Raw genomic sequence first — 26310 nt, forward strand, 5'->3', positions numbered from 1 at the left:
CTGCGCCGGCTTACTGCTTACCGAGCAGCGCGTCCTTCAGCTTCCAGTCGGCCGGGTTCGGGCCGAGCCAGATGCGCATCAGTGCATTGAAGAACGCCACTTCCTTCACCGGGTCGGGCTGCGGCACGCCGCGCACCGTGATCAGCGTGCCCGTACCGGGCACCCAGTCGATGGTGAAGGTGTCGCCGGCCTTGAGCTGCTTCTGGTCCGCGAACATCTGGCCCATGCGCAGCAGGCCGGGGATCAGGTTGACCATTTCGCTCTTGGGCGAGTTGTCTTCCACGCCCTTGACGAAGAGCTTGCCGAGCTCGTTGGCGTCGATGTCGCGCAGCATCGTGATCGCCACGCGCTTGGGGCCCGGCACGGCCAGCGCCTCTTCGGTGGTCGAGGCCTTCTTGCCCAGGTACAGGCCGGCCGTGTAGACCTTGATGATGGTCTTGTAGCGGATGCCCGCGCCGTTGAGCACCAGCGGGGCGCCGCGCAGGTCCATCTGGTCGTCGAGCTTGACGCCCGCCACCTCGACCTGCGCCGCGAAGGCACTGCCGCAGAGCGCGGCCGACAGGACAGCGAGCGCCGCGAGGCGGGAGAACACGGCCGGGAGCAGGGGTGCGAGCAAGTGAGTCTCCTTGAATTTGCGAACGGTCGTGCGAATGTATCTTTTCGTTTTATCCGAGAGGCTCCGGGGGAACCCTGAAGCCAGCGGTTGCACAAGGCCTGGTTTTCGTGGGCTAAACTCGGCGCTCCATGTTCGTTCATCACATCATTCAAACAGGTGAAGGCAGCCGGGGAGCCTGGCCCTGGCGTCGCCATACATCGCTGACTGTTTGATTGCGCGGCGCACGCCGTGCGCCCGCGGTTCCGAGCCGGCACGCATGCCGGCACCGGGCCACTCTCGTGAATGACCTTGCCACCGGCCAAAGGAGCGTCGGCAGGCAACTGGAGAACGATCCGTGATCACCGAACTTGAATTCAAGAGCCTCAGCGCCCAGGGCTACAACCGCATCCCGCTGATGGCCGAGGCCTTTGCCGACCTCGAAACCCCGCTTTCCCTGTACCTCAAACTCGCCCATTCGCAGGGCGGCGGCAAGCACAGCTTCCTGCTCGAATCGGTGGTGGGTGGCGAGCGCTTCGGGCGCTACAGCTTCATCGGCCTGCCTGCGCGCACCTTGCTGCGTGCCTCGGGCTTCGGCGACGAGGCGGTCACCGAAGTCGTGACCGACGGCCAGGTCGTCGAGACCGCCAAGGGCAATCCGCTGGACTTCGTGGCCGACTACCAGAAGCGCTTCAAGGTCGCGCTGCGGCCCGGCCTGCCGCGCTTCTGTGGCGGCCTGGCCGGCTACTTCGGCTACGACACCGTGCGCCACATCGAGCGCAAGCTCGAAAAAAGCTGCCCGCCCGACGCGCTCGGTTGCCCAGACATCCTGCTGCTGCAGTGCGAAGAACTCGCGGTCATCGACAACCTGTCGGGCAAGCTCTACCTCATCGTCTACGCCGACCCGAAGCAGCCCGAGGCCTACGCCGTGGGCAAGCGCCGCCTGCGCGAGCTGAAGGACAAGCTCAAGTACTCGGTGAGCGCGCCCGTCGTGAAGCCCACGCAGGCGCATCCGCCCGAGCGCAGCTTCGCCAAGGCCGACTACCTCGCGGCCGTGGAGCGTGCCAAGGAGATGATCGCCGCCGGCGACTTCATGCAGGTGCAGGTGGGCCAGCGCATCAGCAAGCGTTACACCGAATCGCCGCTGTCGCTGTACCGCGCGCTGCGTTCGCTGAACCCGTCGCCCTACATGTACTACTACAACCTGGGCGACTTCCACGTGGTGGGCGCCTCGCCCGAGATCCTGGTGCGCCAGGAGAACACGGGCGACGGCGAGCAGAAGATCACCATCCGCCCGCTGGCCGGCACGCGCCCGCGCGGCGCGTCGATCGAGCTCGACAAGGCGGCCGAGGTGGAGCTCATCAACGACCCGAAGGAGCGCGCCGAGCACGTGATGCTGATCGACCTGGCGCGCAACGACATCGGCCGCATCGCCAAGACCGGCACCGTGAAGGTGACCGAAGCCTTCGCGGTGGAGCGTTACAGCCACGTGATGCACATCGTGAGCAACGTCGAAGGCACGCTGAAGGACGGCATGACCGCCATCGACGTGCTCAAGGCCACGTTCCCGGCCGGCACGCTGACCGGCGCGCCGAAGGTGCATGCGATGGAACTCATCGACCAGCTGGAGCCCACCAAGCGCGGCCTGTATGGCGGCGCCTGCGGCTACATCAGCTACGCGGGCGACATGGACGTGGCCATCGCGATCCGCACCGGCATCGTGAAGGACCAGATGCTGCACGTGCAGGCCGCGGCCGGCGTGGTCGCCGACTCGGTGCCCGAGCTGGAGTGGAAGGAAACAGAAGCCAAGGCGCGCGCACTCCTGCGCGCTGCCGAACTGGTCGAGGAAGGCCTGGAATGAGCAACGCACCGGACATCCAGAACGACTTCTCGCACGAGATCATCGGCGCCGCCGTCGAGGTGCAGCGCGTGCTCGGCACGGGGCTCGACGAGGGCGCCTACGCTGCAGCACTGGCCATCGAACTCGCCGAACGCGAGATCGGCTTTGCGCGCGACGTGGCGCTGTCGGCCAGCTACAAGGGCCGGTCGCTCGGCGAGGTGTACCGCGCGGGCTTCGTGATCGAGCAGTCGGTCATCGTCGAACTCAAGGCGGTCGACGTGCTGACGGACCTGCACCGCGCGCAGGTGCTGGCCGCATTGCGCCTGTCGGGCCTCAAGCTGGGCCTTCTCATCAACTTCAACGTGTTCCCCGTCGTGAAGGGCGTGCACCGGATTGTGAGCAAGCCATGAAACTGCTGATGATCGACAACTACGATTCGTTCACCTACAACATCGTCCAGTACTTCGGCGAGTTGGGGGCGGACGTGCAGGTGCACCGCAACGACGAGATCACCGTCGAGCAGATCGGCGCGCTGATCGCTTCGGGCGTGACGCGGCTGGTGGTGTCGCCGGGTCCGTGTTCGCCGGCCGAGGCGGGCGTGTCGGTGGCGGCCATCGAGGCCTTCGCGGGCAAGCTGCCGATCCTGGGCGTGTGCCTGGGCCACCAGGCCATCGGCGCAGCCTTCGGCGGCAAGATCGTGCGCGCGCAGCAGCTCATGCACGGCAAGACCAGCGAGATCACGACTACGCAAGAGGGCGTGTTCGCAGGGCTGCCGCAGAAGTTCATCGTCAACCGCTACCACTCGCTCTCGATCGAGCGCGAGAGCTGCCCGAAAGAACTGGCTGTCACCGCCTGGACCGACGACGGCGAGATCATGGGTGTGCGGCACACCGGCTTTGCGCACGACGTGCGCATCGAAGGCGTGCAGTTCCATCCCGAATCGATCCTCACCGAGCACGGCCACGCCATGCTCAAGAACTTCCTGGACTGACCCACCATGACCGAACGCACTCCCATCGTCGACCTGCGCAGCGACACCGTCACGCAGCCCACGCCCGCGATGCGCGAGGCCATGGCGGCAGCGCCGCTGGGCGACGACGTCTTCGGCACCGACCCGAGCGTCAATGCGCTGCAGGAGAAGATCGCCGCGCTGCTGGGCTTCGAGGCGGCGCTGTTCGTGCCGACCGGCACGCAGAGCAACCTGTGCGCGATCCTGTCGCATTGCGGCCGCGGCGACGAGTACATCGTCGGCCAGCAGGCGCATGCCTACCGCTGGGAGGGGGGCGGCGCCGCGGTGTTCGGCAGCGTGCAGCCGCAGCCGCTGGACCACGCGCCCGACGGCACGCTGCCGCTGGCGCAGATCGAGGCCGCCATCAAACCCGATGACGCGCACTTCGCGCGCACGAAGCTGCTGGCGTTGGAGAACACGCTGGGCGGCAAGCTGCTGCCTTTCGAGTACGTGCAGGCCGCGACCGACCTGGCGAAAAGCAAGGGGCTGCAGCGGCACCTCGATGGCGCGCGGCTCTTCAATGCGGCCACCGCACAGGCTGCGCTGAACAAGCGAACCGACATCCGCGCCGAAGCCCGCCGTATCGCGCAGTGCTTCGACAGCGTGTCGGTGTGCTTCAGCAAGGGCCTGGGCGCACCCATCGGCTCGACGCTGGTCGGCTCGCGTGAGTTCATCGCGCGCGCCCACCGCATTCGCAAGATGGCGGGCGGCGGCATGCGGCAGGCCGGCCTGCTGGCGGCTGCGGCCTCGCATGCGCTCGACCACCACATCGACCGTCTGGCCGACGACCATGCGCTCGCGCAGCGCCTGGCACAGGGGCTCGAGGGCATCGAAGGCCTGAAGGTCGAGGCGCCGCACACGAACATCGTGTTCGTCGATCTCGCGGGGGCGGCGCAGGCGCGTTCCGCGGAGCTGCTCGCCAGCCTCAACCAGCAGGGCATCCTCGCGACCGGGCTGTACCGCCTGCGCTTCGTGACGCACCTGGATGTCGACGCCGCGGGCGTCGACCGCGCCGTCGCGGCGATCCGCGGCTTCTTCAAGGCTTGAGGCCTGCCGATACGCACACACCGAGGAGACCCTTCATGATCACCCCCCAGGAAGCGCTGCAGCGCACCATCGAACACCGCGAAGTCTTCCACGACGAGATGCTGCACATCGTGCGGCTCATCATGAGCGGCGAGTGTTCGCCCGTGATGATGGCCGCGCTGATCACCGGCCTGCGCGTGAAGAAGGAAACCATCGGCGAGATCACCGCCGCCGCGCAGGTGATGCGCGAGGTGTCGACCAAGGTGCCCGTGGCCGACACCACGAACCTCGTCGATATCGTCGGCACCGGTGGCGACGGCTCGCACACCTTCAACATCTCGACCTGCTCGATGTTCGTCGCGGCCGCGGCTGGCGCCAAGGTGAGCAAGCATGGCGGGCGCAGCGTGTCGAGCAAGTCGGGCAGTGCCGACGTGCTGGAGTCGCTGGGCGTCAACATCAACCTCAAGCCCGAACAGATCGCGCAGTGCATCGCGCAGGTCGGCATCGGCTTCATGTTCGCGCCGAACCACCACCCCGCGATGAAGAACGTCGCGCCGGTGCGCAAGGAACTCGGCATCAAGACGATCTTCAACATCCTCGGCCCGCTGACCAACCCGGCCGGCGCACCGAACATCCTGATGGGCGTGTTCCACCCCGACCTCGTGGGCATCCAGGTGCGCGCGCTGCAGCGCCTCGGTGCCGAGCATGCGGTGGTGGTCTACGGGCGCGACGGCATGGACGAGATCTCGCTGGGCGCGGCCACCATGATCGGCGAGCTCAAGGACGGCGAGATCCGCGAGTACGAACTGCACCCCGAAGACTTCGGCTTCCAGATGGCGAGCAACCGTTCGCTGCGCGTCGAGACGCCCGAGCAGTCGAAGGCCATGCTGATCGGCGTGCTGGACAACCAGGCCGGCCCGGCGCTGGACATCGTGCTCCTCAACGCGGGCGCGGCGCTGTACGCGGCCAACGTGGTCGACTCGGTGCCGGCGGGCGTGGAGCGTGCGCGCCAGGCCATCGCATCCGGTGCGGCGAAGGCCAAGCTCACTGAGCTGGTCAAGGCCTCCACCTCCTTCTGAGAATCAGGCCGTCGTGCCACCGAAAGCAGAGCAAGCCATGTCAGACATTCTCGACAAGATCGTCGCCGTCAAACGCCAGGAAGTCGCCGCTGCACTGAAACGTGCCCCGCTCGAGGCCGTGCGCTTCGACGCCGAAAGCCGCGTGCTCACGCGCGACTTCGAAGCCGCCTTGCGCGCCAAGATTGCGGCCGGCCAGGCGGCGGTGATCGCCGAGGTCAAGAAGGCCAGCCCGAGCAAGGGCGTGCTGCGCGAAGACTTCATTCCGGCCGACATCGCGCAAAGCTATGCCGAGGGCGACGGCGTGGTGAGCGCGGCCTGCCTCTCGGTGCTGACCGACAAGCAGTTCTTCCAGGGCGGCGTCGACTACCTCAAGCAGGCGCGCGCCTCGTGCGACCTGCCGGTGCTGCGCAAGGACTTCATCGTCGACGCCTACCAGGTGTACGAGTCGCGCGCGATGGGCGCCGACGCCATCCTGCTGATCGCCGCCTGCCTCGACGACGCGCAGATGAGGGACTACGAAGCCATCGCGCGCGGGCTGGGCATGGCGGTGCTGGTCGAGGTGCACGACGCGGGCGAGCTCGATCGCGCGCTGAAGCTCAAGACGCCGCTCATCGGCGTGAACAACCGCAACCTGCGCAACTTCGAGGTGTCGATCCAAGCCACCATCGATCTGCTGCCCAGGCTGCCGGCGGATCGCCTGCCGGTGACCGAATCGGGCATCGCCACGCGCGAGGACGTCGCCACGCTGCGCGCTGCGGGCGTCAACGCCTTCCTCGTCGGCGAAGCCTTCATGCGCGCCAAGGAACCCGGCGAGGCGCTCGCCGCATTGTTCAAATGACGCGGCCGGACCAGCTGTCCAGCAGCGATCCTGCCGACTGGCCGGTGGCGCCGGGCTGGCAGCCGATGGTCGACGATTTCTTCGCCAGCGCGGTCGGGCAGAAGCTGCAGGGTTTCCTGCGCGAGCGCCTCGACGCCGGGGCTGTGATCTTTCCGCCGCAGCCGCTGCGGGCGCTGGAACTCACGCCGCCGGAAGACGTGCGGGTGGTGATCCTGGGCCAGGACCCGTACCACGGGCGCGGGCAGGCCGAGGGGCTGGCCTTCTCGGTGGCGTCGGGCGTGGCGCTGCCGCCGTCGCTGCGCAACATCTTCAAGGAGCTCCAGCGCGACCTGGGCACGCCGCCGCCGGCGTTTCCGAACCCGGGCGGCAGTCTCGTGAAGTGGGCGACGCACGGCGTGCTGCTGCTCAACACCTGCCTCACGGTCGAAGAAGCCCAGCCGGCCAGCCATTCGGGCCGCGGCTGGGAAGTGCTGACCGACGCCGTGATTCGCCATGTGGCGCAGGGCGAACGACCTGTTGTTTTTATGCTATGGGGCTCGCACGCGCAAAGTAAGCGTGCGTTGATCGACGTTGGGCGCCATAAGGTGCTGATGTCGAATCATCCCTCGCCGCTTTCTGCGCTCCGGCCGCCGGTTCCGTTCATCGGCTGCGGTCATTTTGGTCAAGCCCGTGCATGGCGTGAGGCGCAGCAGTCGGGAGGCTCCGAACTTCGCTCATAATCAGAGGCTTCACACCTCGAGCAGGTTTCCACGCTTCATCTTTTGCTGGGAATCCTGTGTAGTCACAAAATCGTGCTATATTTCGAGGTTCGCCGGAGAGGTGGCCGAGTGGTTAATGGCAGCAGACTGTAAATCTGCCCTCTTACGAGTACGCTGGTTCGAATCCAGCCCTCTCCACCAGCGATGAATTTGGTTTCTAAGAGCGATTGGATCTAGCGCTTTGGGTGCCTTGAAGTGCCCCCGATGCGGGAGTAGTTCAATGGTAGAACCCCAGCCTTCCAAGCTGATGACGCGGGTTCGATTCCCGTCTCCCGCTCCAGAGACCCGGTTCGGCGCCGGAAGCGATTTGGTTAGAACAAAAGCCCTTTTGGCTCAGTGGTAGAGCACTCCCTTGGTAAGGGAGAGGTCGCGGGTCCGATTCCCGCAAAGGGCACCAGTTTTCTGGGGTTGCAACGACAGGCTTGCGACCCATCTGCATGCGTTGAAATCGTTTTTTTCGGAGTCGAAAAATGGCAAAAGGTAAATTCACCCGCACCAAGCCGCACGTGAACGTGGGCACGATCGGTCACGTTGACCACGGCAAGACCACGCTGACGGCTGCGATCGCCACCGTGCTGTCGGCCAAGTTCGGCGGCGAAGCCAAGGCTTACGACCAGATCGACGCAGCGCCTGAAGAAAAGGCCCGCGGCATCACGATCAACACCGCACACGTCGAGTACGAAACGGCCAACCGCCACTACGCACACGTCGACTGCCCCGGTCACGCCGACTACGTGAAGAACATGATCACCGGCGCTGCCCAGATGGACGGCGCCATCCTGGTGTGCTCGGCCGCTGACGGCCCGATGCCCCAGACCCGTGAACACATCCTGCTGGCTCGCCAGGTGGGCGTGGGCTACATCATCGTGTTCCTGAACAAGTGCGACATGGTCGACGACAAGGAACTGCTCGAGCTGGTCGAAATGGAAGTTCGCGAACTCCTCGACAAGTACGAGTTCCCCGGCGACGACACCCCCATCATCCACGGCTCGGCCAAGCTCGCCCTGGAAGGCGACAAGGGCGACCTGGGCGAAGGCGCCATCATGAAGCTGGCAGAAGCCCTGGACACGTACATCCCCACGCCCGAGCGCGCTGTGGACGGCACGTTCCTGATGCCCGTGGAAGACGTGTTCTCGATCTCGGGTCGCGGCACCGTGGTGACCGGCGCTGTCGAGCGCGGCGTGATCAAGGTCGGCGAAGAAATCGAAATCGTCGGTATCCGCCCGACCGTCAAGACCACCTGCACCGGCGTGGAAATGTTCCGCAAGCTGCTGGACCAAGGTCAAGCGGGCGACAACGTCGGCGTGCTGCTGCGCGGCACGAAGCGCGAAGAAGTCGAGCGCGGCCAAGTGCTGTGCAAGCCCGGCTCGATCAAGCCGCACGTGCACTTCACCGCCGAGGTGTATGTCCTGTCCAAGGACGAAGGTGGCCGTCACACGCCGTTCTTCAACAACTACCGTCCGCAGTTCTACTTCCGCACGACGGACGTGACCGGCGCGATCGAGCTGCCCGCGGACAAGGAAATGGTCATGCCCGGCGACAACGTCAGCATCACCGTGAAGCTGATCAACCCGATCGCGATGGAAGAAGGCCTGCGCTTCGCCATCCGTGAAGGCGGCCGTACCGTGGGTTCGGGCGTCGTGGCCAAGATCCTCGACATCTAAGCCGAGCGTAAAGAGTACCGGAGGGGTATAGCTCAATTGGCAGAGCGTCGGTCTCCAAAACCGAAGGTTGTAGGTTCGATTCCTACTGCCCCTGCCACCTAGGTGGCACCCCGACAAGCCCATCGCGATCCGATGGGCTTCGGCGTCTCAAGAGACGCATTGAATTGAAGGCCGCGAGGCCACAGGAAATCAGCCGACATGGCCACTTCTCAAATCGAAACCGTGAGCACGGGTGCCGACAAAGCCAAGCTGGCTGCGGCGGTGGTGCTGGCAGTGGGCGCCATCGTGGCGTTCTACCTGCTGTCGCGCCAAGGCTCGCTGGTGCAATGGGCTGCGCTGCTGGTCGGCCTGGCCGCGGCCGTGGGCGCCTTCGGCAGCTCCGAGAATGGCCGTCAGCTGTGGGCTTTCGGTCGTGACTCGTGGCGCGAGGTCAAGAAGGTCGTGTGGCCGACCCGCAAGGAATCGATGCAGATGACGGCCTATGTGTTCGCCTTCGTGGCGGTCATGTCCGTCTTCCTCTGGCTCACCGACAAGACGCTCGAATGGGTGTTCTTTGACCTCATTCTGGGCTGGAGAAAATAATGACCGACGACGCAGTTGAAACCACGCAGAGCACGCCGGAAGAGGAACAGAACCCTCTCCTGACCCCCGCTGCCAACCCTGATCTGCGTTGGTACGTGGTGCATGCCTACTCGGGCATGGAAAAGGCTGTCGAGCGCAACATCACCGAGCGCATCACCCGCGCCGGCATGCAGGACAAGTTCGGCCGCATCCTGGTTCCGACCGAAGAAGTGGTCGAGATCAAGAACGGCCAGAAGCGCACCACCGAACGCCGTTTCTTCCCGGGCTACGTGCTGGTCGAAATGATCATGGACGACGAGAGCTGGCACCTGGTGAAGCACACCAACAAGGTGACGGGTTTCGTGGGCGGCGCCAAGAACCGTCCGGCCCCGATCTCGCAGAAAGAGGTCGAGGACATCGTCAACCAGATGCAGCAGGGCACCGAGAAGCCGCGCCACAAGGTCGAATTCACCGTGGGTGAGTTCGTGCGCGTCAAGGAAGGCCCGTTCACCGACTTCAATGGCACGGTGGAAGACGTCAACTACGAGAAGAGCAAGGTCAGCGTGTCGGTCATGATTTTCGGCCGCGCCACCCCTGTGGAGCTCGAATTCGGTCAGGTCGAGAAGACCTGATCCCATGGCCTGCCTTCGGGCGGGCCTGCCAGTTTCCGGCTGTGCGTTGTCCGACTCGGCGCGCGGCCTTGATCGAAGAGTCGTTTAACCCCGGGGAGCCGCGGCGAGAGCCAAGGCGATATCACCCGCAAGGAGCAAAGCATGGCGAAAAAAATCGTCGGCTTCATCAAGCTGCAAGTGCCAGCTGGTAAGGCCAACCCGTCCCCGCCGATCGGTCCCGCACTGGGTCAGCGCGGTCTGAACATCATGGAGTTCTGCAAGGCGTTCAACGCGCAAACCCAAGGCGTCGAGCCGGGTCTGCCGCTGCCGGTGGTCATCACCGCGTTCGCTGACAAGAGCTTCACCTTCATCATCAAGACGCCCCCGGCGATCACCTTGATCAAGAAGGCCATCAAGCTGGACAAGGGCTCGGCCCGCCCGCACACCGACAAGGTCGGCAAGATCACGCGCGCTCAGCTCGAAGAAATCGCCAAGGCCAAGATGAAGGACCTGACTGCCGCCGACCTCGACGCAGCAGTTCGCACCATCGCCGGCTCGGCCCGCTCGATGGGCGTGAATGTGGAGGGCGTGTAAATGTCCAAGATCACCAAGAAGCAAAAGTCGCTGCAAGGCAAGGTCGACAGCAACAAGCTGTACCCCCTGGCTGACGCCATCGTCATCGTCAAGGATGCCGCCACCGCCAAGTTCGACGAATCGATCGACGTGGCCGTGCAACTGGGCATCGACGCGAAGAAGTCGGACCAGGTGGTTCGCGGTGCTGTCGTGCTGCCGAACGGCACCGGCAAGACCAAGCGCGTCGCCGTGTTCGCCCAAGGCGCCAAGGCTGAAGAAGCCAAGGCCGCCGGCGCCGACATCGTCGGCATGGACGACCTGGCTGCGATGGTCAAGGCGGGCGACATGCCTTTCGACGTCGTGATCGCTGCCCCTGACGCCATGCGCGTCGTCGGTACGCTCGGTCAGATCCTCGGCCCGCGTGGCCTGATGCCCAACCCCAAGGTTGGCACCGTGACGCCTGACGTCGCCACCGCTGTCAAGAACGCCAAGGCTGGCCAGGTCCAGTTCCGCGTCGACAAGGCCGGCATCATCCACGGCACGATCGGCCGTCGCTCGTTCGACAACGACAAGCTGCAAGGCAACCTCGCTGCGCTGATCGACGCTCTGGTCAAGGCCAAGCCGGCGACCAGCAAGGGCGTGTACCTGCGCAAGGTGGCTGTGTCGTCGACGATGGGTCTGGGTGTCCGCGTGGACACGCAAACCATCTCGGCGAGCTAAAGAGATTTGCCCGATCCCGCAAGGAGAGGGCGAATGTGGTGGGTCGCGGCAGCTTCGGTTGCCGCGAGCCATCCAAGACCGCTGGTGTGCAGGGCGCTGCACTTAATGGCCGGATCGATCTTTCCGGTATCCAGCGCAGATGGCGACCCCACTGCAAGGAATTTGATTTTTGTTCCGAAACAGTTGGTCGCTGCATGAAGCGCGATCCGAGGCCCCGGCCGAAGGTCGCATTAAAAGGAGTAGACCTTGAGTCTGAATCGCAGTGAGAAAGAAGCGGTCATCAGTGATGTGACCAGCCTCGCCGCAAAAGCTCAAACGCTCGTGATGGCGGAATACCGTGGCATCACGGTGGCCGATATGACCAAACTGCGCAGCGAAGCGCGCAGCAACGGTGTGACCCTGAGTGTTCTGAAGAACACGCTGGCTCGCCGTGCTGTCGCTGGCAGCCCGTTTGAGATCGTCGGCGACCAGATGACCGGTCCGCTGATCTATGGCTTCTCCGAAGACGCTGTGGCTGCCGCAAAGGTGGTGGCCAATTTCGCGAAGACCAACGACAAGTTGGTGATTCGCGGTGGCGCATTCGGTGGCAAGGCCCTGGACGTCGAAGGCGTGAAGCAACTGGCCAACATCCCTTCCAAGGAAGTGCTGCTGGCGCAACTGCTGGGCTTGATGCAATCCCCGATTTCTCGTACCGCCCGCGTGCTCGCGGCGCTGGCCGAGAAGCGTGGTGGTGGCGAAGCTGCACCCGTCGCCGATGCACCGGCAGAAGAAGCGCAGGCCGCCTGAGCGCGCCCTCGTTTTTGAATATTCAACCCAATTGTTAGGAAACAAAAATGGCATTCGATAAAGACGCATTTCTGACCGCGCTCGACGCAATGACGGTCCTGGAACTCAACGACCTGGTGAAGGCCATCGAAGAGAAGTTTGGCGTGAGCGCCGCAGCCATGTCGGCACCCGCTGCCGGCGGTGGCGCTGCTGCTGCAGTCGCTGAAGAGCAAACCGAATTCAACGTCATGCTGATGGATGCTGGCGCGAACAAGGTGTCGGCGATCAAGGCCGTGCGCGAAATCACCGGCCTGGGCCTCAAGGAAGCCAAGGACCTGGTGGAAGCCGCTCCCAAGGCTGTCAAGGAAGGCCTGTCGAAGGCTGACGCTGAAGCCGCCAAGAAGAAGCTGGAAGATGCCGGCGCCAAGGTGGAACTGAAGTAATTCAGACCCCCTAGAGGGCTGGAGGTGCCTGAAAAGGCCCTCCAGCCTTTGCCGCTTTCAGAGCGCACCCAAAAGCCGGCTTGGTACCGGTTTTCCCGAAGGCCCGAAGGCCGACGGAAAAGCAAAAGCCAAGACGATTTTTGAGTGTCTTCTGAACCCGACTGCAGAAGACCCCTTGGTTCGGGCGATGTGCAATGCATCGCCGTCCGCCAACGGCTGGTAGTGGCCAGCCGCCAAGCAGTGGTGCCGTTCGCCCGGCACTGCTGACAAGTCGCTGAAGATCTCAAGCACCGGAGCTCTCATGGCCCAATCGTCCGCGTACAGTTACACCGAACGCAAGCGCATCCGAAAAAGTTTCGGTAACCGCGACAGCGTCGTCGAAATCCCCTACCTGCTGCAGATGCAGAAAGACGCGTACACCGCGTTCCTGCAAGCCGGCATCGCCCCCAAGCACCGCACCGTCGAAGGCCTGCAGGCCGCGTTCGACGCTGCCTTCCCGATCGTCTCGCACAACGGTTTCGTCGAGATGAAGTTCCTCGAGTACAACCTGGCGAAGCCGGCGTTCGATGTGCGTGAGTGCCAGACCCGTGGTCTGACCTTCGCCTCGGCCGTGCGCGCCAAGGTGCAGCTCATCATCTATGACCGCGAGTCGTCGACCTCGCAGTCGAAGGTGGTCAAGGAAGTGAAGGAACAAGAGGTCTACATGGGCGAAGTGCCGCTCATGACCGACAAGGGTTCGTTCATCATCAACGGCACCGAGCGCGTGATCGTCTCGCAGCTGCACCGTTCGCCCGGCGTGTTCTTCGAACACGACAAGGGCAAGACGCACAGCTCGGGCAAACTGCTGTTCTCGGCCCGCGTGATTCCCTACCGCGGCTCGTGGCTCGACTTCGAGTTCGACCCGAAGGACATGCTGTACTTCCGCGTGGACCGTCGCCGCAAGATGCCGGTCACGATCCTGCTGAAGGCCATCGGCCTGAACCCGGAATCGATCCTCGCGAACTTCTTCGTGAACGACAACTTCCGCCTGATGGACAGCGGCGCGCAGATGGAGTTCGTCTCCGAGCGCCTGCGCGGCGAAGTCGCGCGCTTCGACATCACCGACAAGTCGGGCAAGGTCGTGGTCGCCAAGGACAAGCGCGTCACGGCGCGCCACACGCGTGAACTCGAGCAGGGCGGCACCACGCACATCAGCGTGCCGGAAGACTTCCTGGTCGGCCGCGTCATCGCCCGCAACATCGTCGACGCCGACTCCGGCGAAATCCTGGCCAAGGCCAACGACGAGCTGACCGAAGCGCTGCTCAAGAAGCTGCGCACGGCCGGCGTGCAGGACATCCAGGTCATCTACACGAACGAACTGGACCAGGGCGCGTACATCTCGCAGACGCTGCGCATCGACGAAACCGTCGACGAGTTCGCAGCCCGCGTGGCCATCTACCGCATGATGCGCCCCGGCGAGCCGCCGACGGAAGACGCGGTGCAGGCCCTGTTCCAGCGCCTGTTCTACAACCCGGACACGTACGACCTGTCGCGCGTGGGCCGCATGAAGTTCAACGCCAAGGTCGGCCGCGACGAATCGACCGGCCCGATGGTGCTGACCAACGAAGACATCCTGGCCGTGGTCAAGATCCTCGTGGACCTGCGCAACGGCAACGGCGAAGTCGACGACATCGACCACCTGGGCAACCGCCGCGTGCGTTGCGTCGGCGAACTGGCCGAAAACCAGTACCGCACCGGCCTGGCACGTATCGAGAAGGCCGTGAAGGAACGTCTGGGTCAGGCCGAGCAAGAGCCGCTGATGCCGCACGACCTGATCAACAGCAAGCCGATCTCGGCCGCGTTGAAGGAATTCTTCGGTGCGTCGCAGCTGTCGCAGTTCATGGACCAGACGAACCCGCTGTCCGAAATCACCCACAAGCGCCGCGTGTCGGCCCTTGGCCCGGGTGGTCTGACGCGCGAACGTGCAGGCTTCGAAGTGCGCGACGTGCACGTGACCCACTACGGTCGCGTGTGCCCGATCGAAACGCCTGAAGGCCCGAACATCGGTCTGATCAACTCGCTGGCCCTGTACGCCCGCCTGAACGAATACGGCTTCATCGAGACGCCGTACCGTCGCGTGGTCGACAGCAAGGTCACGATGGACATCGACTACCTGTCGGCCATCGAAGAAGGCAAGTACGTCATCGCCCAGGCCAACGCGGTCCTGGACAAGGACGGCAAGCTGACCGGCGACCTGGTCTCCGCGCGTGAAGCCGGCGAATCGATCCTGGTCGGTGCCGAGCGCATCCAGTACATGGACGTGTCGCCCGCGCAGATCGTGTCGGTGGCTGCCTCGCTCGTGCCGTTCCTGGAGCACGACGACGCGAACCGCGCGTTGATGGGCGCCAACATGCAGCGTCAGGCCGTGCCTGTGCTGCGTCCCGAAAAGCCGATGGTCGGTACCGGCATCGAGCGCGTTTCCGCGGTCGACTCGGGCACCGTGGTCACGGCCACCCGCGGCGGTATCGTCGACTACGTCGATGCGACCCGTGTCGTGGTGCGCGTGAACGACGCCGAAGCGGCTGCCGGTGAAGTCGGTGTGGACATCTACAACCTGATCAAGTATCAGCGTTCGAACCAGAACACCAACATCCACCAGCGTCCGATCGTCAAGCGCGGCGACAAGATCGCCAAGGGCGACGTGGTGGCCGACGGCGCATCGACCGACCTCGGCGAACTGGCCCTGGGCCAGAACATGCTGATCGCGTTCATGCCCTGGAACGGCTACAACTTCGAAGACTCGATCCTGATCTCGGAACGCGTCGTCGCCGAAGACCGCTACACCTCGATCCACATCGAGGAACTGGTGGTGATGGCTCGCGACACGAAGCTGGGCGCCGAAGAAATCACGCGCGACATCCCGAACCTGGCCGAGCAGCAGCTCAACCGCCTCGACGAATCCGGCATCATTTATGTCGGCGCCGAAGTGCAGCCGGGCGACACGCTGGTGGGCAAGGTCACGCCGAAGGGCGAGACCACGCTGACGCCGGAAGAGAAGCTGCTTCGCGCCATCTTCGGCGAGAAGGCTTCCGACGTGAAGGACACCTCGCTGCGCGTGGACCAGGGCTCGCAAGGCACCGTGATCGACGTGCAGGTGTTCACCCGCGAAGGCATCCAGCGCGACAAGCGCGCCCAGCAGATCATCGACGATGAACTCAAGCGCTTCCGCCTCGACCTGAACGACCAGCTGCGCATCGTCGAAGCCGACGCGTTCGACCGTATCGAGAAGCTCTTGACCGGCAAGGTCGCCAACGGCGGCCCGAACAAGCTGGCCAAGGGCACCAAGCTCGACAAGGCCTACCTGTCGTCGGTCGAGAAGTTCCACTGGTTCGACATCCGCCCGGCGGAAGACGACGTGGCCTCGCAGCTCGAGTCGATCAAGAACTCGCTGGAGCAGACGCGCCACAGCTTCGACCTCGCGTTCGAAGAAAAGCGCAAGAAGCTCACGCAGGGCGACGAGCTGCCCGCGGGCGTGCTCAAGATGGTCAAGGTCTACCTGGCCGTCAAGCGCCGCCTGCAACCCGGCGACAAGATGGCCGGCCGTCACGGCAACAAGGGTGTGGTGTCCAAGATCGTTCCGGTCGAAGACATGCCCCACATGGCCGACGGCACGCCGTGCGACATCTGCCTGAACCCGCTGGGCGTGCCCTCGCGGATGAACGTGGGCCAGGTGCTCGAAGTGCATCTGGGCTGGGCCGGCAAGGGCATCGGCCAGCGCATCGGCGACCTGCTGCAGCAAGAGGCCAAGGTGGCCGAGCTGCGCAAGTTCCTGGAGCAGCTGTACAACGGCTCGGGCCGCAAGGAAGAGCTCGACCAGCTGAGCGACACCGAGCTGCTCGCCATGGCGGCCAACCTGCAAAGCGGCGCGACCTTCGCGACGCCGGTGTTCGACGGCGCCTCGGAAGAAGAAATCCGCGGCATGCTGAAGCTCGCCTACCCGGACGACATCGCCAAGCTCAAGGGCCTGACCGAGACGCGCACGCAGGCTTACCTGTACGACGGCCGCACCGGCGACCAGTTCGAGCGTCCCGTCACCGTCGGCTACATGCACTTCTTGAAGCTGCACCACCTGGTGGACGACAAGATGCACGCCCGTTCGACCGGCCCGTACTCGCTCGTCACGCAGCAACCGCTGGGCGGCAAGGCGCAGTTCGGCGGCCAGCGTTTCGGTGAAATGGAAGTGTGGGCGCTGGAAGCTTACGGCGCCGCCTACGTCCTGCAGGAAATGCTGACCGTGAAGTCCGACGACGTGCAAGGCCGTACCAAGGTGTACGAAAGCATCGTCAAGGGCGAGCACTCGATCGAAGCCGGCATGCCGGAATCGTTCAACGTGCTGGTCAAGGAAATTCGTTCGCTGGGTCTCGACATCGAGCTCGAGCGTTCCTAAGTTGAAAAGGGAAAGAGTCTTATGAAATCGCTACTCGACCTGTTCAAGCAATTCACGCCCGATGAGCATTTCGATGCCATCAAGATCGGCATGGCTTCGCCCGAGAAGATCCGTTCGTGGTCTTTCGGCGAGGTGAAGAAGCCTGAGACGATCAACTACCGCACGTTCAAGCCCGAGCGCGACGGTCTGTTCTGCGCCAAGATCTTCGGCCCCATCAAGGACTACGAGTGCCTGTGCGGCAAGTACAAGCGCCTGAAGCACCGCGGCGTGATCTGCGAGAAGTGCGGCGTTGAAGTCACGCAGACCAAGGTGCGTCGCGAGCGCATGGGTCACATCGACCTGGCCGCGCCCTGCGCCCACATCTGGTTCCTGAAGTCGCTGCCGTCGCGCCTGGGCCTCGTGCTCGACATGACGCTGCGCGACATCGAACGCGTGCTGTACTTCGAAGCGTACGTGATCACCGACCCCGGCATGACCCCGCTGAAGAAGTTCGGCATCATGTCCGAGGACGACTATGACGCCAAGCGCAAGGAATACGGTGACGAGTTCATCGCCAAGATGGGCGCCGAAGGCATCAAGGACCTGCTCGAAGGCATCGAACTCGACAGCGAGATCGAACGCCTGCGCGGCGACCTGACCGGCTCCGAAGTCAAGGTCAAGAAGAACTCCAAGCGCCTGAAGGTGCTCGAGGCCTTCCGCAAGTCGGGCATCAAGCCCCAGTGGATGGTCCTCGAAGTGCTGCCCGTGCTGCCGCCGGACCTGCGTCCGCTGGTGCCGCTGGACGGCGGCCGCTTCGCGACCTCCGACCTGAACGACCTGTACCGCCGCGTCATCAACCGCAACTCGCGTCTGCGCCGCCTGCTGGAGCTGAAGGCTCCGGAAATCATCGCGCGCAACGAAAAGCGGATGCTGCAAGAGGCTGTCGACTCGCTGCTGGACAACGGCCGCCGTGGCAAGGCCATGACGGGCGCCAACAAGCGCGCGCTGAAGTCGCTGGCCGACATGATCAAGGGCAAGAGCGGTCGTTTCCGCCAGAACTTGCTGGGCAAGCGCGTGGACTACTCGGGCCGTTCGGTCATCGTGGTGGGCCCGACGCTCAAGCTGCACCAGTGCGGCCTGCCCAAGCTGATGGCGCTCGAGCTGTTCAAGCCCTTCATCTTCTCGCGCCTCGAAGCCATGGGCATCGCGACGACGATCAAGGCTGCCAAGAAGGAAGTCGAATCGGGCACGCCGGTGGTCTGGGACATCCTGGAAGAAGTGATCAAGGAACACCCGGTCATGCTGAACCGTGCGCCTACGCTGCACCGTTTGGGCATCCAGGCGTTCGAGCCGATCCTGATCGAAGGCAAGGCCATCCAGCTGCACCCGCTCGTTTGCGCGGCCTTCAACGCCGACTTCGACGGCGACCAGATGGCTGTCCACGTGCCGCTGTCGGTGGAAGCGCAGATGGAAGCCCGCACGCTGATGCTGGCCTCCAACAACGTGCTGTTCCCGGCCTCGGGCGAACCGTCGATCGTTCCTTCGCAGGACGTGGTGCTGGGTCTGTACTACACGACCCGCGACCGCATCAACGGCAAGGGCGAGGGCCTGATCTTCTCCGACATCGGTGAAGTGCAGCGCGCGCTGGACGCCAACGAAGTCGAGCTGACCGCCAAGGTCGCGGTGCGTATCACGGAGTACACCAAGGACAAGGAAACCGGCGTGTTCACGCCGTCGACCTCGCTCGTGGACACCACCGTGGGCCGTGCCCTGCTGTCCGAGATCCTGCCCAAGGGCCTGCCGTTCTCGAACATCAACAAGGCGCTGAAGAAGAAGGAAATCTCCAAGCTCATCAACGTCTCGTTCCGCAAGTGCGGCCTGAAAGAGACCGTCGTGTTCGCCGACAAGCTGCTGCAAAACGGCTTCCGCCTGGCGACCAAGGCTGGCATCTCGATCGCGATCGACGACATGCTGGTGCCCGCTGAGAAGCACGGCATCATCGAGCGCTCGGCCAAGGAAGTGAAGGAGATCGAACAGCAGTACGTCTCCGGTCTCGTGACCTCCGGCGAGCGCTACAACAAGGTGGTGGACATCTGGGGCAAGGCCGGCGACGAAGTGTCGAAGGTCATGATGGCCAAGCTCTCGAAGCAGAAGGTCATCGACCGCCACGGCAAGGAAGTCGAGCAGGAGTCCTTCAACTCCATCTACATGATGGCCGACTCCGGCGCCCGCGGTTCCGCAGCGCAGATTCGCCAGGTGGCCGGTATGCGGGGCCTGATGGCCAAGCCGGACGGCTCGATCATCGAGACGCCCATTACCGCGAACTTCCGCGAAGGCCTGAACGTGTTGGAGTACTTCATCTCCACCCACGGTGCCCGTAAGGGTCTGGCCGACACGGCGCTGAAGACGGCGAACTCGGGTTACCTGACCCGTCGTCTGGTCGACGTGACGCAAGACCTGGTCGTGACCGAGCAGGACTGCGGCACGCACGGCGGTTACCTGATGCGCGCCATCGTCGAAGGCGGTGAAGTGATCGAGTCGCTGCGCGACCGAATCCTGGGCCGCTCGGCGGCGGACGACGTGCTGCACCCGGAAAACCGTTCGGTGCTGCTCAAGGCCGGCGAGATGTTCGACGAAGACAACATCGAAGCACTGGAAGCCCAGGGCGTCGACGAAGTCAAGGTCCGCACCGCGCTGACCTGCGAAACGCGTTTCGGCATCTGCGCGACCTGCTACGGCCGCGACCTGGGCCGTGGCGGCCTGATCAACATCGGCGAAGCCGTCGGTGTGATCGCTGCCCAGTCCATCGGCGAACCCGGCACGCAGCTGACGATGCGTACCTTCCACATCGGTGGTGCCGCTTCGCGCGCCGCCATCGCCTCGAGCGTGGAAGCCAAGTCGAACGGCTCGATCGGCTTCAACGCCACGATGCGCTACGTGACCAACAGCAAGGGCGAGCTGGTCGTGATTTCGCGTTCGGGCGAGATCGTCATCCATGACGAGCACGGCCGTGAGCGCGAGCGTCACAAGGTGCCGTACGGCGCCACGCTGACGGTCAAGGCCGACCAGCAGATCAAGGCCGGCCACGTGCTCGCCAACTGGGACCCGCTGACCCGCCCGATCATTACCGAGTTCGCCGGCAAGGCGCAGTTCGAGAACGTCGAGGAAGGCCTGACGGTCGCCAAGCAGGTGGACGAAGTGACCGGTCTGTCGACCCTGGTCGTGATCGACCCGAAGCGCCGCGGCGCTGCCAAGGTCGTGCGTCCGCAGGTCAAGCTGATCGACGCCCAAGGCCTGGAAGTGAAGATCCCCGGCACCGACCACTCGGTGACGATCGGCTTCCCGATCGGCGCCCTGGTGCAGATCCGCGACGGTCAGGACGTGGGCCCCGGCGAAGTGCTGGCACGCATCCCGGTCGAAGGTCAGAAGACCCGAGACATCACCGGCGGTCTGCCGCGCGTGGCCGAGCTGTTCGAAGCCCGTTCGCCGAAGGACAAGGGCATGCTGGCCGAAATGACCGGTACCGTGTCGTTCGGTAAAGAGACCAAGGGCAAGATCCGCCTGCAGATCACCGATCCCGAAGGCGGCGTCTACGAAGACCTCGTGCCGAAGGAAAAGAACATCCTGGTGCACGAAGGCCAGGTGGTGAACAAGGGCGAAAGCGTGGTCGACGGTCCGGCGGACCCGCAGGACATCCTGCGCCTGCTGGGTTCGGAAGAACTCGCGCGCTACATCGTGGACGAAGTGCAGGACGTGTACCGTTTGCAGGGTGTGAAGATCAACGACAAGCACATCGAGGTGATCGTTCGCCAGATGCTGCGCCGCGTCGTGGTCGACAACATCGGCGACACGAGCTACATCTCCGGCGAACAGGTCGAACGCAGCGAAATGCTCAACACCAACGACGCCCTGCGCGCCGAAGGCAAGATCCCCGCGACGTTCACCAACCTGCTGCTGGGTATCACGAAGGCGTCGCTGTCGACCGACTCGTTCATCTCGGCTGCTTCGTTCCAGGAAACGACGCGCGTGCTGACCGAAGCCGCGATCATGGGCAAGCGCGACGAGCTGCGCGGTCTGAAGGAAAACGTCATCGTCGGCCGCCTGATTCCCGCAGGCACCGGCATGGCGTACCACCAGGCCCGCAAGGTCAAGGACGCCATGGACGAGGCCGAGCGCCGCGCCATCGCCGAGTCGGAAGCTGCCGAACTGGCCGGCTCCGGCGACAGCGATGCAGCGACCAGCACGGTCGACGCCAACGAAGGCGCCGCGACCGAATAACTGGTTAGCATCACCGGCATGACCGGTTGCCCACGCCCTCCGACCGCTCCGGTCGGGGGGCGTTTTTCTTTGTGTTCGCAGGGTTCCGACCGATGACCAAGAGGTTCTGTTTCCGATGAGCGTCCTGCCCGATTCGCTGGCCGGCTGGCTCGTTGCCGCGCTGCTGCTGTTCTGGTTCGTGGGCGCCTACAACCGGCTGGTGCGGCTGCGCGCGGCCGTGCTCCAGGCCTACGCCGTGCTCGACGTGGCGCTGCGCAAGCAGCTCGATTTCGTCCAGGCCAGCATCACCGCCGCGCCCCGGCCCGAGTCGCCGCCCGAGGGCGCGCCCACCGTGGCGCCGCTGCAGGCCGCCACGACACAGCTCGCGACCCTGCTCGGCGCGACGCGGGTGCGCCCACTCGACCCGGGCAGCATGGCGGCGCTGGCCACCGCGCTGCAGGTGCTCATCGCCGCATGGCGGCGCCAGTACCCGGGGGCGGTCACCGTGTTCGACGCGGACGGCACGCTGTCGCGGCCCGCACCGCTGATGCCCGGCCTGGGCGGCGCGTCCGATCCGGCCGCGCCCATCGCCTGGCCCGAGCCGTCGGCGGCGGCGGAAATCGCACGCGGCCAGTTCAACCAGGCCGTGGCGCAGTACAACGCGGGCATCGCCCAGTTCCCGGCGCTGCTGGTGGCCTGGATCGTGCGACTGCGGCCTGCGGCGCCCTTGCTCTGACCTGCCTCGACCCGACGACAGGCGGGTAACGCCTTCGTTTCCATTCCCACCGCGCGGCGTGCTGTCTTTCTCGCCCGTTACCATCGGCTCCAACTTGCCAGCAGATCTTTCCTCCGACCCCTCTTCGGGCAGCGCCTCCTCGGCGCCGCAACAACCGCCGCTCTGGCGCCAACTGCAACTGACCGCAGGGGCGCTGGCGTCGATTCGCGCCGGCACCTCGGGCACCGTCGCGTTCGAGGCCGTCGAGCCCGCGCTGCGCCCCGGCGTGCAGGCGCTCGGCTTCCAGGTGCTGCGCTGGCTCGGCCGCGCCGAGGCGCTGCGCCGCCACCTGGCCAAGCGCACGCCGCCGCCGCTGCCCGACGCTTTGCTGTGCACCGCGCTCGCGCTGGCCTGGCACAGCGACCACGCCCCCTACGAACCCTTCACGCTGGTCGACCAGGCCGTGGAAGCCGCCAAGCGCAACCCCGCGACGCGCGCGCAGGCCAGCTTCATCAACGCCTGCCTGCGCCGCTTCCTGCGCGAGCGCGACGAGCTCGTGGCCGCCACCGACACCGAACCGGTCGCGCAGTGGAACCACCCGCGCTGGTGGATCGAACGCCTCAAGCGCGACCACCCGCGCGACTGGCAGCGCGTGCTGTCGGCCGACAACGCCCAGGCGCCGATGACCTTGCGCGTCAACGCGCTGCAATCGACGCCGGCCGCATACCTGCTGGAACTGGAAGCGGTGGGCCTCGCGGCCACGCGCGTCGGCGCCGACGGCCTGCAGCTGGCCCGGGCCCGCCCGGTGCAGCAGCTGCCCGGTTTCGCCGACGGCGCCTGCTCGGTGCAGGACGCCGCCGCGCAGCTCGCGGCCCCCTTGCTGCTCGACGGCCTGCTGCCGGCCACGCCCGGTGCCGCGCCGCTGCGCGTGCTCGACGCCTGCGCCGCCCCCGGCGGCAAGACCGCGCACCTGATCGAACGGGCCGGCCCCGGCGCCATCGAGGTGACGGCGCTGGAGGTCGACGCCGTGCGCAGCCGTCGTATCGACGAGACGCTCGCGCGCCTCGGCCTGAAGGCCAAGGTGGTGGTGGCCGACGCCGGCCGCACCGCCGACTGGTGGGACGGCGCCCTGTTCGACGCCATCCTGCTGGACGCCCCGTGCACCGCTTCGGGCATCGTGCGGCGCCATCCCGACGTGCGCTGGCTGCGCCGCGAGAGCGACACGGCCCAGCTGGCGACCCAGCAGGCGATGCTGCTGGCCGCGCTGTGGCCGCTCGTGCGGCCCGGCGGCCGGCTGCTTTATTGCACCTGTTCCGTGTTCCGCGAAGAAGGCTCGCAACAAATTGATGCGTTTCTTGTACGCAACACCGACGCCCGTTTGCTGCCGTCCCCGGGACACTTGCTGCCTCAAAGTGGGGCGAATGCCCGTGGCGTCCCGGACAATCCCTCTGGTGACCACGACGGCTTCTTCTACGCCCTGCTTGAAAAACCCGCGCCGCACTGACGGCCGCCGGTCGATCCTGCTGGCCGGCCTGTGGCTGGCCTGGGCCCTGTGGATGGCCCTGTTTCCGGCCGCCGCCACCGCCCAGGGCAGGCCCGGCGGCGCCACCATCACCCAGATGCGCCTGGAGCAGGCCGACGACGGCGTCTACCTGAGTGCCGCCGTGCAGTTCGAGCTGCCCACGCTGGTGGAAGACGTGCTCGACAAGGGCATCGCCATCTATTTCGTGGCCGAGGCCGAGGTCTTCCAGGAGCGCTGGTACTGGACCGACCGCAAGGTCGCCCAGGTGGCGCGCCACATGCGGCTGGCCTACCAGCCCCTCACGCGCCGCTGGCGGCTGAATGTGTCGCCGGTGCCGATCACCGGCGCCGCCGGCTTCGGCATCTCGCTGAACCAGAACTTCGACAGCCTCGGCGACGCGCTCGAGGCCATCAAGCGCATCGGCCGGCTGCGGCTGGGCGACGCCGCCGAGATCGGCGACGAGCCGCTGCACCAGGTCACCTTCCGCTTCCGGCTCGACACCTCGCAGCTGCCGCGTCCTTTCCAGATCGGCATGGTCGGGCAGGCCGAGTGGAACATCGCCGCCGAGCGCACCGCCCGGCTGCCGTTGGAGAAGCAGCGGTGAGCAGCAAGCCGCGCAGCGGCGCCGCGGCCACGCCTGCCGCCCGCCGCTCGCGCGCGCTGCGCTGGGCCGTGGGCGTCGGCGCCGCGATGGTCACGGCCATCGGCCTGGTGCTGATGTTCCTGCTGGCCCAGGCCACCAACAACCGCGCGCTGTACGAGCGCTACTACGTGCGCCTGTTCGGCATCAACGTGGTGGTGGCCGTGCTGTTGGTGCTGGTGATCGGCTGGGTCGCGTTCCGGCTGCTGCGGCGGCTGCGCCAGGGCAAGTTCGGCAGCCGGCTGCTGATCAAGCTCGCGGCCATCTTCGCGCTCGTGGGGGTGGTGCCCGGGGCGCTGGTCTACGTGGTGTCCTACCAGTTCGTCGCGCGCTCGATCGAGAGCTGGTTCGACGTCAAGGTCGAGGGCGCGCTCGATGCCGGCCTGAACCTGGGGCGGGCCACGCTCGATTCGCTGTCCGACGACCTCGCCGCCAAGACCCGCACCGCCAGCGCCCAGCTGTCGCAGGTGCCCGACGCGAGCGCGGGGCTGCTGCTGGAGCGCATCCGCGACCAGCTCGAAGCCAGCGACGTGATCCTCTGGACCGGTTCGGGCCAGCTCGTGGCCAGCGCGGGCGCGTCGCGCTTCCAGCTCAACCCCGAGCGGCCGACGGCGCAGCAGTTCCGCCAGGTGCGGCCTGACCGCGCCGTCGCGCACGTCGAGGGCCTGGAAGAAACCGCCTTGCCCAGCGCCACGCCGTCGAGTGCCAGCGTGCGCGCGCTGGCCATGGTGCAGCGCCCGGGCTTCGACTTCGACACCGCGCCGCGCTACCTGCAGGTCACGCGGCCGCTGCCGCCGGCCGTGGTCGCCAACGCCCTGGCCGTGCAGGAAGCCAACCGCGAATACCAGGAGCGCGCGCTGGCGCGCGAGGGGCTGCGGCGCATGTACATCGGCACGCTCACGCTGAGCCTGTTCCTTGCCGTGTTCGGCGCGGTGCTGCTGGCCGTGCTGTTCGGCAACCAGCTCGCACGGCCGCTGCTCGTGCTGGCCGACGGCGTGCGCCAGGTGGCCGCCGGCGACCTGCGGCCCACCGCCGTGCTGCAGGGCAAGGACGAGCTGGGCGGCCTCACGCGCTCGTTCGCCGTCATGACCCAGCAGCTGGCCGACGCCCGCGGCGCGGTCGAGAAGACCATGGACCAGCTCGACGCCGCCCGCGGCAACCTGCAGACCATCCTCGACAACCTGACCTCGGGCGTGATCGTGCTCGACGCCAAGGGCACCGTGCTGTCCACCAACCCGGGCGCCACCCGCGTGCTGCGCGCGCCGCTCGCCGCCTATGAAGGCAAGGCGCTGGTCGATGTGCCGGGGCTGGCCGATTTCGGCGCCAAGGTGCAGCAGCAGTTCGACGAGTTCCTGGTCGAGCGCATGCAGCACGGCCTCGATCACTGGCAGCACGCCTTCGAACTGCACGCCACCGGCAACGACCTGCCGCAGCAGGACGACGCCATCAACATCGTCGCGCGCGGCGCCGAGCTGCCGGGCGACGCGCGGCTGCTGGTGTTCGACGACATCTCGGAAATCGTCTCGGCCCAGCGCGCACAGGCCTGGGGCGAGGTGGCGCGCCGCCTCGCGCACGAGATCAAGAACCCGCTCACGCCGATCCAGCTGTCGGCCGAGCGGCTCGAGATGAAGCTCTCGGGCAAGGTCGAGCCGCCCGAGCAGGCCATCCTGGTGAAGTCGGTCAAGACCATCGTCGACCAGGTCGATGCGATGAAGCGGCTGGTGAACGAATTCCGCGATTACGCCCGGCTGCCCGCGGCCGACCTCAAGCCGGTCGACCTCAATGCGTTGCTGGCCGACGTGCTGCAGCTGTATCACGCCGAGAACCTGCCGATCACGCTGCGCTCGGAGCTCGACGAGCGCTGCCCGCCCGTGCGCGGCGACGAACAGCAGATCCGCCAGGTCGTGCACAACCTGCTGCAGAACGCACAGGACGCCGCCGAGGCCGCCGCCAGCGGCACGGGCCGGGTGGGCGAGGTCGTTATCCGCACCCGGCTGGGCGATTCGGGCCAGCGCGTGCGCCTCACCGTGCAGGACAGCGGGCCCGGCTTTGCCGAAAACATCCTCAAGCGCGCCTTCGAGCCCTACGTCACCACGAAAACAAAAGGTACCGGTTTGGGCCTGGCCGTCGTCAAGAAGATCGCCGACGAACACGGCGCGCGCATCGAGCTTTCCAACCGTGTCGTCGACGGGGCTGTGGCGGGGGCGCAAGTCTCGCTATCATTCGCGCTGGCAGGCGAACCGCGGGCAGCGGTCGCTCACACCGAAGATTCGAAATCTTCGTCCGCCTGAG

21 protein-coding genes and 4 tRNA genes are annotated in these 26310 nt (G+C 65.6%); 24 read left to right on the forward strand and 1 reads right to left on the reverse strand.

The window, feature by feature from the left end; all coding sequences use genetic code 11:
* Positions 1-10 precede the first annotated feature (10 nt).
* Positions 11-616 (reverse strand): chalcone isomerase family protein, encoded by a 606-nt coding sequence (locus AC07O4_RS25245; protein WP_095743420.1) that lies wholly within the window; start codon positions 614-616, stop codon positions 11-13.
* Between the two features lie 334 nt (positions 617-950).
* Here AC07O4_RS25245 and trpE point away from each other — a divergent pair, with 334 nt between their 5' ends.
* From trpE to AC07O4_RS25365, 24 genes are all read left to right on the forward strand, one after another.
* Complete coding sequence (gene trpE, locus AC07O4_RS25250; RefSeq protein ID WP_056584602.1) at positions 951-2453, forward strand: anthranilate synthase component I; 1503 nt, start codon at positions 951-953, stop codon at positions 2451-2453.
* Positions 2450-2842 (forward strand): GxxExxY protein, encoded by a 393-nt coding sequence (locus AC07O4_RS25255; RefSeq protein ID WP_139701546.1) that lies wholly within the window; start codon positions 2450-2452, stop codon positions 2840-2842. Before trpE ends, AC07O4_RS25255 begins: the two co-directional genes overlap by 4 nt.
* Complete coding sequence (locus tag AC07O4_RS25260; RefSeq protein ID WP_070063896.1) at positions 2839-3423, forward strand: aminodeoxychorismate/anthranilate synthase component II; 585 nt, start codon at positions 2839-2841, stop codon at positions 3421-3423. The genes AC07O4_RS25255 and AC07O4_RS25260 overlap by 4 nt, the downstream gene beginning before the upstream one ends.
* A 6-nt stretch (positions 3424-3429) precedes the next feature.
* Positions 3430-4488 (forward strand): low-specificity L-threonine aldolase, encoded by a 1059-nt coding sequence (ltaE, locus tag AC07O4_RS25265; protein WP_495305972.1) that lies wholly within the window; start codon positions 3430-3432, stop codon positions 4486-4488.
* 35 nt (positions 4489-4523) lie between these two features.
* The gene (trpD, locus tag AC07O4_RS25270) at positions 4524-5546 is read left to right on the forward strand and encodes an anthranilate phosphoribosyltransferase (protein WP_095743423.1); all 1023 of its coding nucleotides are present in this window, start codon (positions 4524-4526) and stop codon (positions 5544-5546) included.
* 37 nt (positions 5547-5583) lie between these two features.
* The gene (gene trpC / locus AC07O4_RS25275) at positions 5584-6384 is read left to right on the forward strand and encodes an indole-3-glycerol phosphate synthase TrpC (RefSeq protein ID WP_495305973.1); all 801 of its coding nucleotides are present in this window, start codon (positions 5584-5586) and stop codon (positions 6382-6384) included.
* The gene (locus tag AC07O4_RS25280; protein WP_495305974.1) at positions 6381-7103 is read left to right on the forward strand and encodes a uracil-DNA glycosylase; all 723 of its coding nucleotides are present in this window, start codon (positions 6381-6383) and stop codon (positions 7101-7103) included. Before trpC ends, AC07O4_RS25280 begins: the two co-directional genes overlap by 4 nt.
* 94 nt (positions 7104-7197) lie before the next feature.
* A tRNA-Tyr gene (locus AC07O4_RS25285) sits at positions 7198-7283 on the forward strand.
* A gap of 65 nt (positions 7284-7348) precedes the next feature.
* Positions 7349-7422, forward strand: a tRNA-Gly gene (locus AC07O4_RS25290).
* 42 nt (positions 7423-7464) lie between these two features.
* Positions 7465-7539 (forward strand) — tRNA-Thr (locus AC07O4_RS25295).
* A gap of 73 nt (positions 7540-7612) precedes the next feature.
* Positions 7613-8806, forward strand: coding sequence for an elongation factor Tu (tuf, locus tag AC07O4_RS25300; protein ID WP_062478858.1), 1194 nt, complete (start codon positions 7613-7615; stop codon positions 8804-8806).
* A gap of 21 nt (positions 8807-8827) precedes the next feature.
* Positions 8828-8903: transfer RNA gene (locus AC07O4_RS25305), tRNA-Trp, on the forward strand.
* Positions 8904-9004: 101 nt separating this feature from the next.
* Complete coding sequence (secE, locus tag AC07O4_RS25310; RefSeq protein WP_495305975.1) at positions 9005-9388, forward strand: preprotein translocase subunit SecE; 384 nt, start codon at positions 9005-9007, stop codon at positions 9386-9388.
* Positions 9388-9999: a transcription termination/antitermination protein NusG gene (nusG, locus tag AC07O4_RS25315; RefSeq protein WP_062479316.1), complete on the forward strand. Its 612-nt coding sequence runs from the start codon at positions 9388-9390 to the stop codon at positions 9997-9999. The genes secE and nusG overlap by 1 nt, the downstream gene beginning before the upstream one ends.
* A 141-nt stretch (positions 10000-10140) precedes the next feature.
* On the forward strand, positions 10141-10572 hold the full coding sequence (gene rplK, locus AC07O4_RS25320) for a 50S ribosomal protein L11 (protein ID WP_056584627.1): 432 nt from the start codon (positions 10141-10143) through the stop codon (positions 10570-10572).
* Complete coding sequence (gene rplA / locus AC07O4_RS25325) at positions 10573-11271, forward strand: 50S ribosomal protein L1 (RefSeq protein ID WP_062479319.1); 699 nt, start codon at positions 10573-10575, stop codon at positions 11269-11271.
* Between the two features lie 246 nt (positions 11272-11517).
* Positions 11518-12057: a 50S ribosomal protein L10 gene (rplJ, locus tag AC07O4_RS25330; protein WP_056584633.1), complete on the forward strand. Its 540-nt coding sequence runs from the start codon at positions 11518-11520 to the stop codon at positions 12055-12057.
* A gap of 47 nt (positions 12058-12104) precedes the next feature.
* Positions 12105-12479, forward strand: coding sequence for a 50S ribosomal protein L7/L12 (gene rplL / locus AC07O4_RS25335; protein ID WP_070063901.1), 375 nt, complete (start codon positions 12105-12107; stop codon positions 12477-12479).
* A gap of 301 nt (positions 12480-12780) precedes the next feature.
* Positions 12781-16905, forward strand: coding sequence for a DNA-directed RNA polymerase subunit beta (rpoB, locus tag AC07O4_RS25340; RefSeq protein WP_062479328.1), 4125 nt, complete (start codon positions 12781-12783; stop codon positions 16903-16905).
* A 21-nt stretch (positions 16906-16926) separates the two neighbouring features.
* Entirely contained in the window at positions 16927-21162 is a 4236-nt protein-coding gene (gene rpoC / locus AC07O4_RS25345) for a DNA-directed RNA polymerase subunit beta' (RefSeq protein ID WP_062479330.1), read from the forward strand.
* Between the two features lie 115 nt (positions 21163-21277).
* Positions 21278-21877 carry a LemA family protein gene (locus tag AC07O4_RS25350; protein WP_095743427.1) on the forward strand — a complete coding sequence of 200 codons (600 nt, stop codon included), beginning with the start codon at positions 21278-21280 and terminating at the stop codon, positions 21875-21877.
* Between the two features lie 94 nt (positions 21878-21971).
* Positions 21972-23360 carry a 16S rRNA (cytosine(967)-C(5))-methyltransferase RsmB gene (gene rsmB, locus AC07O4_RS25355; RefSeq protein ID WP_070063933.1) on the forward strand — a complete coding sequence of 463 codons (1389 nt, stop codon included), beginning with the start codon at positions 21972-21974 and terminating at the stop codon, positions 23358-23360.
* A 52-nt stretch (positions 23361-23412) separates the two neighbouring features.
* Positions 23413-23982: a DUF4390 domain-containing protein gene (locus AC07O4_RS25360; RefSeq protein WP_175497139.1), complete on the forward strand. Its 570-nt coding sequence runs from the start codon at positions 23413-23415 to the stop codon at positions 23980-23982.
* Positions 23979-26309: a sensor histidine kinase gene (locus AC07O4_RS25365; protein ID WP_062480362.1), complete on the forward strand. Its 2331-nt coding sequence runs from the start codon at positions 23979-23981 to the stop codon at positions 26307-26309. Before AC07O4_RS25360 ends, AC07O4_RS25365 begins: the two co-directional genes overlap by 4 nt.
* Position 26310: the final 1 nt, after the last annotated feature.

The sequence above is a fragment of the Variovorax sp. GW821-FHT09D04 genome (assembly GCF_059416405.1).